Genomic DNA, 14,627 nt, shown 5'->3' on the forward strand with positions numbered 1-14,627 from the left:
GTTCAACTTTTTGCGGATAGACGTTTAGCTCTAAGCTTATGAACAATAAGCGGTAGTTAAGCAACGACGAAAACAACAATGTGGATCAGGGAAGATACGCGCAGCAAGGATTAGCTTTCACCCCCTCAGCTTCGCCCCCGCCTTTGCCCCTTGCTTTATGCATAAGCAGCAGGCTCTCCCCCCACCAACTCAGATGTTGACCTAAACCAAGGTTTTGGCAACGACTAACTGTTAGCTTTAGCGTTGTTTTTCATGATTTTAATTTGATTTTGCACGCTGTCTGGCAGCCAGAGCCCGTGCGGTAGCCATCGCTGCTGGGGACAGATGCCAAGCTGCGCTTGGCGAAAGTTGTGGGTGTCCGCACTCTTCTTTTGGGGCAAAATTGTGAGTGGCCTTGTTTTGCTTAGCCTGTCAGGTCGCCAATGATTGGGTTTAATTCACTCCGACCCCTTTATCTTTAGCCGCTTCAGCTTCAAGCTGGGTTTGGCCTATCTGAAGGGGTGGAATATGGGAGCAGAGATATGGGTGTTCTGTCTTTTTCGATGTATTTGAAACAACCAAGGATAAAAAATGAATGTTAAGTACCTAGTAATTATCCCGCTATTTTTTTCTACTATAGCCAATGCGAATGAACAACCATCCAAAGCAGCTTTACAAGTCGTCGTGGAACTCAATAGCGTAAACCAGGCCATCGAAGGGTTCATGTATGGAGCATGTAATCCCAAAGACTATATCGAAGAAATTTGCAGCGCAGCAAAAAGTTTTTCGATGCCGGATGCCGACAAAAAACAACTAGAAAATGAGCTTGCAGCTCTTAATGACAAATATTTTGAGTTATCCACTTTAAGTGAGATAGCTGAATTTTTCTCAACTAACACAGGTAAACTTATGCTTGCACACTTTCGCTATAAATATCGTGCGAGCATGGGCGACACTTCAGCTGAGGAAGTTAAACTCACAGAATCAGAGCAAAAGAAAATACTTGAATTCATGAACTCACCTGCATATAAAAAATTCAATATTAAAACACCAGAGTTCAATCAAGAATCGAATTCGATAATCTATAATGCAGTTGGTGATAGCTTTAGAAAGCACATTCTCAGTAAAGAAAATGCTTATAACGTTGACTAACGTGAATGTTCAGCGTCATTTGTTTCAGTCAGGTCTGAAAGGACACTGCCCGTATCATTGGCACATAAGTGGCGCAACAGAGACGCAAAACCTTCGCATGAGGTGCTTCACTCAGCTCAACAGCCAAAGCGCCTTCTGATGGGGAAATCGGTGCAACCTTTAAGATTTGTGCAACGGGGCCGAACTGTGGGTGTTCTCGTTTTAGTTAACTGTTAAAACGGCTGTGACCCCTTTTATTGGGTTTAATTAACTCCGACCCCTTTATTACCTTTATCTACGGACTTATTGGTGAAAATTGGCTAGCGCGCCAGACGCTCATCCATGATTCGACTGGCGCTGCTTCGGCATCCATGCCTCGCCACGCCATTTTCACCAACGCCCTTCGGCGGCACCGATGGGGAAATGGGTGCAACCTTTAGGGTCTGTGCATTACGACAGAACTGGGGTTTAATTAACTCCGACCCCTTTATCCTTGGGGCGAAATTGTGGGTGGCCTTGTTTTGCTTAGCCCGTCAGGTTGCCGATGATTGGTTTTAATTAACTCCGACCCCTTTATCCTTTATCCCGATGATTGGTTTTAATTAACTCCGACCCCTTTATCCCGAGCTGTTCAACCCTGCTGGCCCACGAGTACCTGCTGCCGCGTATCGGCGAGCTCAGGCGCCTGTATCCCGACATAGAGTTGGAGCTGGATATTCGCGATGAGATGGTCGATCTGCTGGCCGAAGGGGTGGACATAGCCGTGCGGGTTGGCCATCTGCCGGACTCTTCACTGCTGGCCCGCAGGGTGGGCACCAAGCGCCTTGGCTGGCTCGCTAGCCCGGCCTATCTCAAGCGCCGCGGCACGCCGCAAACCCCGGAGGAACTGGGGCAGCACAGCTGCCTGGTGTACAAAGGCCGCCAACTGCAGCTGGATCTGTGGCGCTTTTGCGACGCCCGGGGCGTTATCCGGGAGCTTAAGGTGCAGGCAGCCATCAGTTGCTCCGACAGCCGTTCGCTGCTGGAACTGGCGCTCGCCGGTGAGGGCATAGCCATGGGAGATCTGCTGCTGGCCAGGCGCTACCTGCAACAAGGGCTGTTGCTGCAGGTGCTTGAGGACTGGCACCATCCCGAGAGCCTGCCGGTCCATCTGCTGTGCCTTGGCCGCAGCAGTCGCAGCCGCGCCGCCGAGGCGGTGTGGGACCAGCTGGCCCAGTGGCTCAGCGCTGATTTGGCCGGTGAGCCTGGCTAGTTTTGCCAGTGAGCCAGGCTAAAGGAAATCTTCGATAAGTGGGGATGTCGCCGATGAGCCTGCCTAACTGTGTCGGCAAGTCCGGCCAGAGGAAATCTTTGATAAGTGGGGATGTGGCCAGCGAGCCTGGCTAGCATTACCGACAAGCCCGGCTAGAGGAAGTCTTCGATAAACCAGGCGGCGAAGCCATGCCTGCCGCTGACGCCGGCCTTTTTGTAGATGGCGGAAGCCTGCTGGCGTATGGTTTTCTCGGCGGTGCCGCGCAGCAGCGAAATCTCCTTTAGCGACAAGCCCTTGAGCAGCAACTGCCCCACCTCCTTCTCGCTCTGTGACAGGCCCCAGATCTGAAACTGTTTCGCCATCAGGTCGGCGAGCCTGTGCCTGGCATCCAGCAGCATCTCGTCCTGCGGCAGCGGCAGTTGCCGGGCCTCGTCCAGCTCCCGGGTCAGCCGTTGGATCTGCTGTTGCTGCCGCCTGAGGCTCAGCAAGATCCAGCCAAGCAGCGCCGTTGCCAGGGTCAACAGCAGTCCTTCCTGGGCCAGGTGCAGCGGCGAGGCCCCCTGGCCGAGATCCGAAGTGATATCCGCGCCGCTGGCGACGATGACCAACAGCAACAAGGTGATGGTGAGTGAATCCCGGCTCAATTAAACCCTCCAAGGCCTACGGCCGTTCTGGCTATCGGACATATGTCCTAAAGACAGGCTATTCAGGCATTTGCCCAATGTGCTTTCCCCTTTCGGCTCCCATAATAAGGACTAAATTCACTTAAGCCAATGCGCTTGGTCAATGCTCTGAACCAAAGAACTGGGTCAATGCTCTGAACCAAAGAACCGGGCCCATGACCTGGGCCTCTGAGCTGGCTAACAAAGGACAAAACCATGACTGAACGTGTATATGTGTGGGACCTGCTGGTGCGCTGTTTTCACTGGCTGCTGGTAACGGCCTTTGTGGTCAGCTACCTGAGCGGCGACGAGTGGGACACGCTGCACGTCTACTCGGGCTACCTGATCCTGGCGCTACTGACAGTGCGCATCCTCTGGGGCTTTATCGGCAGCAAGCATGCCAGGTTCAGCGACTTCGTGCGCTCACCCGCGGCGGCCATAGACTACCTCAAGGGGCTGAGCCGCGGTGATGTCAAACACTACCGCGGCCACAACCCGGCCGGCGGCCTGATGGTGCTGGCCCTGTTGCTCAGCATAGCCCTGACCGGCTTCTCCGGCCTCAAGACCTACGGTTACGAGGGCAAGGGACCGTTGGCTGTGACCCAGACGACTGCCGAGCTGACTCTGGTCAAGGATGATGAGCATGCAGGCAAGGAGCACTCAGGCAAGAGCCACGACGGAAAAGAAAGCCCGGATCATGAACTGTGGGAAGAGATCCACGAATTCTTTGCCAACTTCACTGTGTTCCTGGTGTTGCTCCACGTCGCCGGGGTGATCCTCTCCTCCAGGGCCCACAAGGAAGATCTGGTCCGGGCCATGATCACCGGCTACAAGTCATCGAAATCCTAGTGCATGGGATTCATCCATGGGTGATTGGATCCAGCCCCTATGGTAAATGGCCCTAATCCCATTTATGGGCTTACGTCGCTTTTCAAGCGACCAGAGTCGTGGTGCTCCGCACCACACCGGGGAAAGGGGGCCGTGCGGACTGGCAATTGCGTCCATGCAAAAGAGCCAGCTCTCCATCCTTGGTTCGCGCTCATTAACGCTCTGACGAGCATGAGCCCTTATAAATCCCCCAGCCGCCCCCGACGAAGCCGAGCGCTTTGGCCTTATGGGCTGAAAACGACCACCATGACCGACTCCCGGATTTACATCCGTGTAAATCCACCCCAGCTCGGCGTCAGAGCCTCGCGCTCGTAAGCTTATCACGTTGCGATACTCGCCCTTGCTCGACGGTCATTGCCTCAACATCCCTGTTTCGGCTCGGCCGTTTTACTTAGCCCAACAGCCAAAGCGGCTTCGATGGGGAAACGGGTGCCACCTTCAGGATTAGTGCATTGAGACAAACTCCAGTTGGCTTCAGTATTGTGAGTAATAAAACGGCTCTGACCCTTTCATTTCACTCTTTTATTTCCAACGGTAACCCCAAAGCTATCGGGGCTTTTTGCGCCTCAGCCCCCCCTTCGGTGTATTGCCCAAGTCAGCCGTATGTTGTACGCTGGTTCAACTTTTTGCGAATAGACGTTTAGCTCTAAGTTTTTGAAGAATAAGCTTATGAACAATAAGCGGTAGTTAAGCAACGACGAAAACAACAATGTGGATCAGGGAAGATGCGCGCAGCAAGGATTAGCTTTTACCCCCTCAGCTTCGCCCCCGCCTTTGCCCCTTGCTTTATGCATAAGCAGCAGGCTCTCCCCCCACCAACTCAGATGTTGACCTGAACCAAGGTTTTGGCCGCAACATACTGGTACTTTTAACGTTGTTTTTCATGATTTTAATTTGGATTTGCACGCTGTCTGGCAGCCAGAGCCCGTGCGGTAGCCATCCCTGATGGAAGTTATGTCGGTGGGAGCAGATGCCAAGCCGTGCTTGGCGAAGGTCGTGGGTCTCCAACCCACACCCGGCCAAGAGGGGATCAACAGCAATCCCCTCTTGGATCTCCCCTGCCGCCCCCGGCGGTGCCGACAGCCCCTCGGGCTTATGGTGAAAATTGGCTAGCGCGCCAGACGCTCATCCATGATTCGACTGGCGCTGCATCGGCATCCATGCCTCGCCACGCCATTTTCCCCAACGCCCTTCAGCGGCACCGATGGGGAAAGTGACCGGTGCCACCTGCGATTACTGTGGTAACACAGGCCTTTAGTGGTGGCTGAATAATGACTGGATTCAGCCAAGCTCAAACATCCAGAGGAAGGATTTAAAAAATAAGCATGAGAGATAAAGAGAAAATTGCGGTGTTCATCGATGCCGACAATGCACCGGCAAAGAAGTTTGATGTGGTGCTGGCAGAGCTTGCCAAACATGGCGTGATCAGCATTCGTAAGGCCTATGGAAACTGGAAGAGCCCAGGGTTGAAGCAGTGGGAAGACATACTGCACGAATACGCTATTCAACCCATCCAACAATTCGACCTGACCAAGGGCAAAAATGCCACTGACATTGCCTTGGTCATTGATGCGATGGACATTCTCTACACCAAAGATATCGATATCATCTGCCTGATTTCATCAGATTGTGACTTCACCCCATTAGTTACCCGTGCTTTGGCCGACGGCAAAACCGTGTTTGGCTTTGGCGAGCGCAAAGCCCCCTCGGCCTTCGTTAACAGCTGCTCCCGCTTCCTCTACCTCGACGCAGAACCTGTGTCTGTATCTGAACCAGAAGAAATAGATGCGATTCCAGATACGACGCTCCAAGCAGAACCAGCCGTGGTGCCGACGGCGCAGGATTCGCCAACCAAAGCCGCTCAAGCACAACCCAAACCAGCCGCCCAGCAAAAGTGCAATCTGAAAAGTGACACCAAGCTCATCAACCTACTGCGCCAGGCTATTGAAGCTACCGAGGAAGGGCATGGTTGGGCTCAATTGGGAGCGATTGGTAGCCATATTTCCAACCAAAGCTCTTTTGACCAGAGAAACTACGGCTTTAAGAAGCTTGTAGATCTATTTGCCGCCATAGATCTTTTTGAGATTCGTAAGCCAAACAAAACTTTGGTATTGGTTAGAGACATCAAACGAACAAAGAAAAATGGAAAATGATCGCTTGAACAGTTAGCAAGAGCAGTAGCTTTTATAGCTAGATTCATTTGGAGTTATACATGAAGACATTTAGCAATCAATATCTCTCCCCAACATTATCCAATGATCTGAAAAATCATCAGCTCTTATCGTGCGCAGTAAATTTGTTAAACGGAACTCAATTATTAGAAAATAATATAAAAATTATTAGGATACTAAAAAAACCTGTAGTTACGCTTACTTCAAAAGAGTCAAAGCTAATAACAAACCACATGTCTAGCGTCTTAAAAAACATTCATGCAGCCAAGCAACAAAATAGAGCATCGATAGTATCAAACATAATTCAGATCATGGACGAGGATACAGAAAAATATGTCTATAGATATGATATAAAAAGGTTTTATGAATCTATACACCCTAACCTTATTTATAATAAAATATTAGACGACCATCTTATATCACCGAAAAACAAAGAACTGATAAGATTGTTTTTAGATGCCATTGAAAGTCATTCAATTCGTGGCGTTGGTAGAGGAACTAGCCTAAGCACTGCATTAGCAGAATACTACATGAAAGAAATGGACAAGGCTATTAGAGACATAGAAGGTGTATACTACTATGCAAGATTTGTTGATGACATAATAATTGTATCATATAAAAAGAAAGTGAATTTCAGAAGTATTATTCAAGATATCCTACCAAAACCGATGGAACTACATGAGAGCAATAATAAATGTTTTGAGGTGAACCTAGATAATACAGATCAAAAAGAATTTAGCTATCTAGGGTATAAGTTCCATGCAAATAAGAAAAAATGCATAAAAGTTGATTTGTCTGACAACAAAGTAAAAAAAATTAAGTTCAGGCTAACAAAAGCTTTTATTGAATACTCAAAAAATATGGATATCAACCTTCTAATTAAAAGAATCAAATATATTACTGGGAACCGATTTATAGAATTAAAAAATGGACTCAGTTTTTGTGTAGGATTGAGTGCCAGTTATAGTAAAATTAATCCAGAAAACTCCACTGCACTGGTAGAGCTTGATAATTACTACAAATCTTTAGTATTTTCTAGAAACAGTAGAGTTCAAAAAGTGCTCTTAAGAAAAGGGATATCTCTTACAAGAAGTAACTTTATAAGAAACGTGTCATTTACTTCTTCATTTAAGTCAAAACCAATTTATCACTTTAAAGACATAAATGAAATTAAGGAGTGTTGGAACAATGCTTAAAAAAATAAATTTAAATGATAAAGCAAGAGCATTGATTACTGAGTTTACTCCTTTCGAAACTCCATTGATATTTTCAAATACAGGATTCTATCAAAATTTTTGCAATTTTGAATCTTTGCCAATAGTAATAAAATCCATATTGGCTCAAGAAAAGAATAGCTACACCGTGCCATACGCTTTTAAAATAGACAAAGATTCAAATTCAGAGAGAAGACTTGCGCTTATTCATCCAATTATACAGATGGAAATGTTAGAATTTTACAATGAAAATAACTTTAGAATAATTGACTCGTGCGGATTAAGTCCATGCTCATTGAGAAGGCCAAAATCCCTCGCATCAAAGTACTCTTCTAGTAAATATGAAAAAATCGATACTGAAATAAAATCAGAACTAGTTGATACTATAGACATGCAGGATAAAACTTCGTATCAAAACTCATATTTTGCATATGAAAAATTTGCACACATTAACTTTTTCACATCATCCAACGATTTTTTAAATATTGAGGGTGATTTCAAGTTTCTCCTTAGACTTGATATCCAATCTTGTTTCGAGTCTATCTACACACACTCAATTTGTTGGGCTGTAAAAGACAAAAAATTTTCGAAGAGCAACTCTTCTAGAGATAACTTTGAAAACAATTTTGATAAACTTATGCAGCGTGCCAATTACAATGAAACTAATGGTATTGTTGTTGGACCAGAAGTATCAAGAATCTTTAGTGAGATCATATTACAAAAAATAGATAACTGTGTAATTAATGAATTCACAGAAAAAGGTTACAGGTTTGGTGTTGATTATATTTTCTATCGCTATGTAGACGATTACTTCATTTTCTCAAATTCTAAAGATACTCTGAAAGAGATAGAGAGTGTTCTTTCTGATATTCTATTCGAATACAAGCTGTCAAAAAATGAGAGTAAGAGAGTTCTTCAGAAAAGACCTTTTTATACATCAAAAGATATTGCCATTGACAAAGTAAGAAGGCTTATAAAAGAGCTAAATTTTTCGATAACAGATTTAATTACTCTAGAAGACATAAAGTTAAGAAGGCCTAAATTAAAAAGAAAAGATAAGGAAGGAGTTGTCGCAAGTACTATTCGAGAGATAAAATCAATAACATCCGAAGAAAACGTTAATATTAATGACTTATCACCCTACATAATAAAATCTATAAAAAATTTGATATTTAATCATATTGACATATCGCATAGATACTCCATGTCATTTTCAAAAGATGATTTTGATTATTTATCTATTTATTTAGATATACTTTTATACTTCTACTCTCTAGATAGAAGAACAACTGTGTCATTTTCATTCTGTTTGACCATAATAATATTGGTAGAATTTATAAAGAAAACATCGGATGTTTATCAAATATATTTTAATGATAAAATTTCACATTTTTTGAGAAATAAAATAATAACGTCATTGGATAAGTTAAAGGAAAGTAATAAGGTAGAGTTCTATAATATTGTATTAACGCTTCAACACTTAAATGGTGGATATGAGGCAACTGCTGATACCATATCTGAATCCACAATAAATAAAATTCCATCTTTAACATACTTTGATTATATCACTCTATTGTACTATTCAGGAAAGTCATCAAGTCTTTCTAATTTAAAGGTAACATTAATAGATTCTTTAGAGAATTACATTGAAAACCTTTGTTCTTCTGATGGCTTTATTCTTACAGAACTAATGCACATGTATTTGGACTACTTAAGCTGTCCGCATATTGACGATCAAAGAAAAACAAACCTTAGTATGAAAATAATGGCATCTGATAGCTTTAAGAAAAAAGCTCACACAGCTGGTTATGCAATACCTAGATCAAAGAAAAAGCTATCAGATGACATAATGGAAGCTATTGAATTTTCCAAGTCAAACTTTTGGTTTACAAACTGGAATAACTTAGATATACGCAAAATATTGTTGAAAAAAGAGTTGAGTCCTACATACTAATTTTGTTAGATTTGGTTTGCCTGACACCTATTGACTGTTTAGTTCTATCTGTTTGACTGTTTAGTTCTATCTGTCTTTTCTCTTTTTGAGAATTCTTGTGATGAAGAAATTCGTTGCATTGGCCGAAAGGCGCACACACATAAGGTCAAAGGCTAAAGAGGGCTGCTTTTCGAAGCAGCCTTATCTTTTTCTATTGCGGCGCAAATGACCAAGAAAGCAAAACATTATGTCAAACGGTTATAACAATTCCGCTTGAATCGGCCGAATATACATAAGATGTCAGAGCCTTTTAGAGGTGCTCCGTAAGAATTTGAATATTTAAGAAAGACACTCACACAACATCTCACGCTGAGGGATACACCCACTCCTAGCACAGGCGCACCAGTGACCATCGGCGGCAGGACGTCGCCGTTGAGCGTACAGGGACGTATTCACAGCGTGTCACTGGGGTGCCTGTGCGAAGGCCTGCGGCAGGCAATGGGTAGCATCCAATGCTTACAGCCATTCGATACCCATTAGGTAGTGCCAGTCACTCGCAGATACCCCAGAAATGGAAAAGGCCCGCGTTCGATACGCGGGCCTTTTCCTGGCAGCCGGAAAGCAAAAACCCCGGCGAACCGGGGTTTTTAAGCTTTCAGGCGTAATCTAAACGAAGTTTAGATCATCGGCTGATAAGGCGATGATATTACATCATGCCGCCCATACCACCCATACCACCCATGCCGCCCATATCTGGCGCAGCTTCAGGCTTTGGCAGCTCGGCGACCATGGCTTCTGTGGTGATCATCAGACCGGCCACGGAAGAGGCGAACTGCAGCGCAGAGCGGGTTACCTTGGTTGGGTCGAGGATACCCATTTCCAGCATGTCGCCGTAGGTGTCGTTACCGGCGTTGTAACCGTAGTTACCTGAGCCGTTCTTGACGTTGTTGGCAACCACGGAGGCCTCTTCGCCGGCGTTGGTGGCGATTTGACGCAGTGGGGCTTCCATGGCGCGCAGGGCGATAACCACACCGTGCTTCTGATCTTCGTTGGCCACTTCAACGTTGGCAATCTTGGAGGCAACGCGCACCAGGGCCACACCGCCGCCTGGTACCACACCTTCCTCAACGGCGGCGCGGGTAGCGTGCAGGGCGTCTTCAACGCGGGCTTTCTTCTCTTTCATTTCCACTTCGGTGGCAGCGCCAACCTTGATTACGGCAACACCGCCGGCCAGTTTAGCCATACGCTCTTGCAGTTTTTCCTTGTCGTAGTCGGAAGTGGTTTCTTCGATCTGTTGCTTGATCTGACCCACGCGAGCCTTGATCTGCTCTTGCTCGCCGTTACCATCGATGATGGTGGTGTTGTCCTTGGTGATGACCACACGCTTGGCGGTACCCAGATCTTCCAGGGTGGCTTTTTCCAGTTCCAGACCGATTTCCTCGGCGATCACAGTACCACCGGTCAGGATGGCGATATCCTGCAGCATGGCCTTGCGACGGTCACCGAAGCCAGGGGCCTTAACGGCGGCAACTTTCACGATACCGCGCATGTTGTTCACAACCAGAGTCGCCAGGGCTTCGCCTTCCACGTCTTCGGCCACGATCAGCAGTGGCTTACCGGTTTTGGCCAGACCTTCGAGGATAGGCAGCAGTTCGCGGATGTTGGAGATCTTCTTGTCCACCAGCAGCACGAAGGGGTGGTCCAGTTCCACTGAGCCGGTTTCAGGCTTGTTGATGAAGTAAGGAGACAGGTAGCCACGGTCGAACTGCATACCTTCAACCACGTCCAGTTCGTTTTCCAGCGCCTGACCTTCTTCAACGGTGATCACGCCTTCCTTGCCCACTTTTTCCATGGCGGTGGCGATGATCTGACCGATTGACTCGTCAGAGTTGGCGGAGATGGTACCTACCTGGGCAATGGCCTTGGAGTCGGCACATTCCTGGGACAGGGCTTTGAGTTCTTCCACTGCGGCGATAACGGCTTTGTCGATACCGCGCTTCAGATCCATTGGGTTCATACCGGCGGCAACGGCCTTCAGACCTTCGTTAACAATGGCCTGAGCCAGAACGGTTGCAGTGGTGGTACCGTCACCGGCGGCGTCGTTGGCCTTGGAAGCCACTTCCTTCACCATCTGGGCGCCCATGTTTTCGAACTTGTCTTCTAGTTCGATTTCCTTGGCCACGGATACACCGTCTTTGGTGATCAGCGGCGCGCCGAAGCTCTTTTCCAGCACCACGTTGCGGCCCTTGGGACCCAGGGTCACTTTTACCGCGTTGGCCAGTACGTTGACACCGGCGAGCATTTTCACGCGAGCGTCATTGCCAAATTTAACTTCTTTAGCTGCCATGTTTAATTTCCTTTAAATTCTTTGCGTTAAACTGAAATGTCACTATGGAGAGGGGATTATTCCACCACAGCCATCAGGTCAGATTCGGAGAGGATCAACACTTCCTGACCGTCGATTTTTTCTTTCTTGACGCCGTAACCTTCGTTGAAGATCACCTTGTCACCGACCTTCACGTCCAGCGGACGTACTGTGCCGTTTTCCAGGATCCGACCATTGCCCACGGCCAGAACCTCACCACGGGTAGATTTTTCGGCCGCGCTGCCGGTCAGGACAATGCCACCGGCAGAAGTGGATTCCACTTCGAGACGTTTAACTATGACGCGGTCATGTAATGGACGAATATTCATCTATGGAGTCTCCTAATGATTTTTGCCCAATAATCGAGGCGGTTATGTTTACATGTGCAGCCAGGCTGCAGGATGGAAACTATATGGGGATGGCTGCTTTGGGATACAAGTCCGGGGGCCAAAAAATTTTGGATTTTTTTGCGGTGAATTTTTTATTGCCTGTCATTCCTGTTAAGATCGGCGCGCGAATTGGGTTGCCACAGGCTAAAAGCGCCAAGTCGCGCCATACACACCATGCCAGCATCCAGCCAATGCATCCCGGTAATGCATCCAGGTAAGAAGAGACACATCCAGGCCATGAGAGACAAGCACGGGTTGCTGCACGCGCCCATTGCCACAGTATTGTTGAAAATGACCCTGCCGAACCTGGTGGGGATTTTGACGATTCTGGGATTCAGCCTGGTGGATACCTTCTTTGTCAGCCAACTCGGCACCGAGGCGCTGGCGGCCATCAGTTTTACCTTTCCCGTCACCCTGGTGGTGTCCAGCATAGCCGTCGGCATAGGCGCCGGGGTATCGACCCTGCTGGGACGCCTGATTGGCGGCGGCCACAGCGGCGAGGCCAAGGTGTTTTTGCACGACACCCTGCTGCTGACCTTTGCTCTGGTGAGCCTTATCTGCGCCCTTGGCAGCCTGTTTACCGGCCCGCTGTTCAGCCTGCTCGGCGCCCGTGGAGAAAGCCTGAGCCTGATACACGACTATATGTTTGTCTGGTTTCTCGGCGCGCCGCTCTTAGTGATGGTGATGGTGGGCAACCAGGGGCTGCGCTCCACCGGCGATACCCACTCGCCGGCAAAGATCATGGCCCTGGCGGCGGTGATCAATCTGATTTTGGATCCCTTGCTGATCTTCGGCATAGGTCCCTTCCCGCGGCTGGAAATCCAAGGGGCGGCCATAGCCTCGCTGCTGTCCTGGCTGCTGGCGGCGTTTCTGTCGGGCTATCTGCTGATAGTCAAACGCAACATGATAGCGTTCGCCGATGCCGATTGGCCCAGGCTCAAAGCTAACTGGCGCCGCCTGGCGCGCATCGCCCAGCCGGCGGCGCTGATGAACCTGATGAATCCCATTGCCAATGCGGTGATCATGGCCATGCTGGCCCGGGTCGACCACGGCGCGGTTGCGGCCTTTGGCGCCGGTACCCGCATCGAATCCGTGCTCTTGATGGTAGTGATGGCGCTCTCTTCCAGCCTGATGCCCTTTATCGCCCAGAACCTGGGGGCGGGTCAGCCGGCGCGGGCCCGGGAAGCGCTGATGCTGGCGCTCAAGTTTGTGCTCTTATTCCAAACCCTGCTGTACCTGCCGCTGTTGCTGCTGGCGGACCCCATTGCCGCCCTGTTCAGCAGCGATCCCCAGGTGGTGGAGTGGCTCAGCTTTTATCTTATCGCCCTGCCCGCCGCCTACGGCCCCCTGGGGGTGGTGATTATCGTCGCCACCTCGCTCAACGCCTACCACAGGTCCATGGCGTCCTTGGTGATCAACGTCTGCCGCCTGTTCCTGCTGATGCTACCGCTGGCGGCGCTGGGCTCTTACCTCTACGGGGTGCAGGGACTGATGCTGGCGCTGCCGCTGACCAATGCCCTGATGGGCCTGGCCTGCTTTATTCTCGCCGGCAAGGTGAGCGAGCCCGGCGCGGCTGTGAGTGCCGGGCAACTGCGCGGCAGTGCCCAGGACTAGGGCTTTCAGCCCTGGGTGCTCTCAGGTACGGGATGCTCTTAGGCACAGGTTTAAATCGGCTCGGCACCTGTGGCCACTCGCATTGACAGGGGTTTGCCGTCCGGGGTCAGTTCCTGCAGGATAAAGTCGATGAAGCGGCGACAGGCCAGACTGACGAACCGCCGGGACGGATACACCAGAAAACACTCGCCCTTATGGGACTGGTAACCGGTTAACAGCTGCCGCAACTGGCCACTGGCCAGATAGGCATCGCACATCTCCGTCGGCAGGTAGGTTATGCCCTTGCCCTGCAAAGCAAACTCCCGCGCCATGATCAGGTTGTTGGTACAGAAGTTACCCTGGACCCTGACCTTGAGGGTTTCGGGCCCTGTGCCCACCTCCACCTCGTTGAATACCTTGCCGTTGATAAGGCGATACAGGGCGACATTGTGAGCGGCCATATCCTCCAGGGTGCGGGGCTCCCGCTGGCGTGCCAAGTAGTCCGGGCTGGCGAAAAAACCCAGCTCTGTGGTCAGCACCGGCTTGGCCACCACGTCCTGCCCCTCTATGGATTGCTCGATCAGAAAGGCCACATCCAGGTTGTGTTTCACCATGTCCACCACTTCGGTGCTGTCTATCACCTCCACCGTCAATTTGGGATGCAGGGCCATAAAGCGGAAGATCAAGCGGTTCAGGACCACGGTTTCCGGCAGCGGAAACATCTGGATCCTTAAGTGACCGCTGAGCTCGGCATCATCCCTTGTCATCTCAATCAGGGTCTCATCCAGCTGTGACAATATTCCCAGGGACCGCTGGTAGAACAGGCTGCCGGCCGCGGTCAGGCTGATGGCCCGGCTCTGGCGATGGAACAGCTTGACGTTCAGCTCCTCCTCCAGGCTCTGCAGGCGACGGCTCACGGTTGACTTGGGCAGGTTGAGCAAGTCTGCGGCTGTCACCAGACTGCCGCTCTCAACTATGCGGTGGAACAGGGCCAGATCTTCGGTCTTCATTATCCATGTCAGCAATAGTCTCAAATTATGGAACCTATAG

Annotated in this window: 12 protein-coding genes; 8 read left to right on the plus strand and 4 right to left on the minus strand. The window is 49.1% G+C overall.

Annotation, left to right across the window (positions count from 1 at the left end):
- Positions 1-570 precede the first annotated feature (570 nt).
- Both JYB85_RS15850 and JYB85_RS15855 read left to right on the plus strand, forming a co-directional pair.
- Entirely contained in the window at positions 571-1,131 is a 561-nt protein-coding gene (locus JYB85_RS15850) for a DUF2059 domain-containing protein (RefSeq protein ID WP_207380060.1), read from the plus strand.
- Between the two features lie 571 nt (positions 1,132-1,702).
- Entirely contained in the window at positions 1,703-2,362 is a 660-nt protein-coding gene (locus tag JYB85_RS15855) for a substrate binding domain-containing protein (protein ID WP_207380061.1), read from the plus strand.
- A gap of 152 nt (positions 2,363-2,514) precedes the next feature.
- On the opposite strand, the gene JYB85_RS15860 is transcribed toward JYB85_RS15855, so the two are convergent.
- Positions 2,515-3,006 carry a helix-turn-helix transcriptional regulator gene (locus JYB85_RS15860; RefSeq protein WP_207380062.1) on the minus strand — a complete coding sequence of 164 codons (492 nt, stop codon included), beginning with the start codon at positions 3,004-3,006 and terminating at the stop codon, positions 2,515-2,517.
- 234 nt (positions 3,007-3,240) lie between these two features.
- On the opposite strand from JYB85_RS15860, the gene JYB85_RS15865 reads away from it, so the two are divergent.
- From JYB85_RS15865 to drt3b, 4 genes are all read left to right on the plus strand, one after another.
- Complete coding sequence (locus JYB85_RS15865) at positions 3,241-3,873, plus strand: cytochrome b/b6 domain-containing protein (RefSeq protein ID WP_207380063.1); 633 nt, start codon at positions 3,241-3,243, stop codon at positions 3,871-3,873.
- Positions 3,874-5,237: 1,364 nt separating this feature from the next.
- Positions 5,238-6,065, plus strand: a complete 828-nt coding sequence (locus tag JYB85_RS15870) for an NYN domain-containing protein (RefSeq protein ID WP_207380064.1) — start codon at positions 5,238-5,240, stop codon at positions 6,063-6,065.
- A gap of 59 nt (positions 6,066-6,124) precedes the next feature.
- Positions 6,125-7,279 (plus strand): antiviral reverse transcriptase Drt3a, encoded by a 1,155-nt coding sequence (gene drt3a, locus JYB85_RS15875; protein ID WP_207380065.1) that lies wholly within the window; start codon positions 6,125-6,127, stop codon positions 7,277-7,279.
- Entirely contained in the window at positions 7,248-9,251 is a 2,004-nt protein-coding gene (gene drt3b / locus JYB85_RS15880; protein WP_207380066.1) for an antiviral reverse transcriptase Drt3b, read from the plus strand. The genes drt3a and drt3b overlap by 32 nt, the downstream gene beginning before the upstream one ends.
- Before the next feature lie 685 nt (positions 9,252-9,936).
- Here the strand turns inward: drt3b and groL are convergent.
- Both groL and JYB85_RS15890 read right to left on the minus strand, forming a co-directional pair.
- Positions 9,937-11,577 carry a chaperonin GroEL gene (gene groL, locus JYB85_RS15885; RefSeq protein ID WP_207380067.1) on the minus strand — a complete coding sequence of 547 codons (1,641 nt, stop codon included), beginning with the start codon at positions 11,575-11,577 and terminating at the stop codon, positions 9,937-9,939.
- A gap of 56 nt (positions 11,578-11,633) precedes the next feature.
- The gene (locus JYB85_RS15890) at positions 11,634-11,924 is read right to left on the minus strand and encodes a co-chaperone GroES (protein ID WP_207320912.1); all 291 of its coding nucleotides are present in this window, start codon (positions 11,922-11,924) and stop codon (positions 11,634-11,636) included.
- On the opposite strand from JYB85_RS15890, the gene JYB85_RS15895 reads away from it, so the two are divergent.
- Both JYB85_RS15895 and JYB85_RS15900 read left to right on the plus strand, forming a co-directional pair.
- A complete protein-coding gene (locus JYB85_RS15895; protein ID WP_207380068.1) occupies positions 11,909-12,202 on the plus strand; it encodes a hypothetical protein in 294 nt (97 codons plus the stop codon). The genes JYB85_RS15890 and JYB85_RS15895 overlap by 16 nt on opposite strands.
- A 19-nt stretch (positions 12,203-12,221) precedes the next feature.
- Positions 12,222-13,598 carry an MATE family efflux transporter gene (locus JYB85_RS15900; RefSeq protein WP_207380069.1) on the plus strand — a complete coding sequence of 459 codons (1,377 nt, stop codon included), beginning with the start codon at positions 12,222-12,224 and terminating at the stop codon, positions 13,596-13,598.
- A gap of 50 nt (positions 13,599-13,648) precedes the next feature.
- On the opposite strand, the gene JYB85_RS15905 is transcribed toward JYB85_RS15900, so the two are convergent.
- Positions 13,649-14,587 carry a LysR family transcriptional regulator gene (locus JYB85_RS15905; protein ID WP_207380070.1) on the minus strand — a complete coding sequence of 313 codons (939 nt, stop codon included), beginning with the start codon at positions 14,585-14,587 and terminating at the stop codon, positions 13,649-13,651.
- Positions 14,588-14,627: the final 40 nt, after the last annotated feature.

The organism is Shewanella sedimentimangrovi (genome assembly GCF_017354965.1).
GTDB lineage: Bacteria > Pseudomonadota > Gammaproteobacteria > Enterobacterales > Shewanellaceae > Shewanella > Shewanella cyperi.

Coding starts and splice junctions, on each gene's coding strand:
- JYB85_RS15850 (WP_207380060.1), top strand. CDS start 571: ATGAATGTTAAGTACCTAGTAATTATCCCGCTATTTTTTTCTACTATA.
- JYB85_RS15865 (WP_207380063.1), top strand. CDS start 3,241: ATGACTGAACGTGTATATGTGTGGGACCTGCTGGTGCGCTGTTTTCAC.
- JYB85_RS15870 (WP_207380064.1), top strand. CDS start 5,238: ATGAGAGATAAAGAGAAAATTGCGGTGTTCATCGATGCCGACAATGCA.
- drt3a (WP_207380065.1), top strand. CDS start 6,125: ATGAAGACATTTAGCAATCAATATCTCTCCCCAACATTATCCAATGAT.
- drt3b (WP_207380066.1), top strand. CDS start 7,248: ATGAAATTAAGGAGTGTTGGAACAATGCTTAAAAAAATAAATTTAAAT.
- groL (WP_207380067.1), bottom strand. CDS start 11,577: ATGGCAGCTAAAGAAGTTAAATTTGGCAATGACGCTCGCGTGAAAATG.
- JYB85_RS15895 (WP_207380068.1), top strand. CDS start 11,909: ATGGACGAATATTCATCTATGGAGTCTCCTAATGATTTTTGCCCAATA.
- JYB85_RS15890 (WP_207320912.1), bottom strand. CDS start 11,924: ATGAATATTCGTCCATTACATGACCGCGTCATAGTTAAACGTCTCGAA.
- JYB85_RS15900 (WP_207380069.1), top strand. CDS start 12,222: ATGAGAGACAAGCACGGGTTGCTGCACGCGCCCATTGCCACAGTATTG.
- JYB85_RS15905 (WP_207380070.1), bottom strand. CDS start 14,587: ATGAAGACCGAAGATCTGGCCCTGTTCCACCGCATAGTTGAGAGCGGC.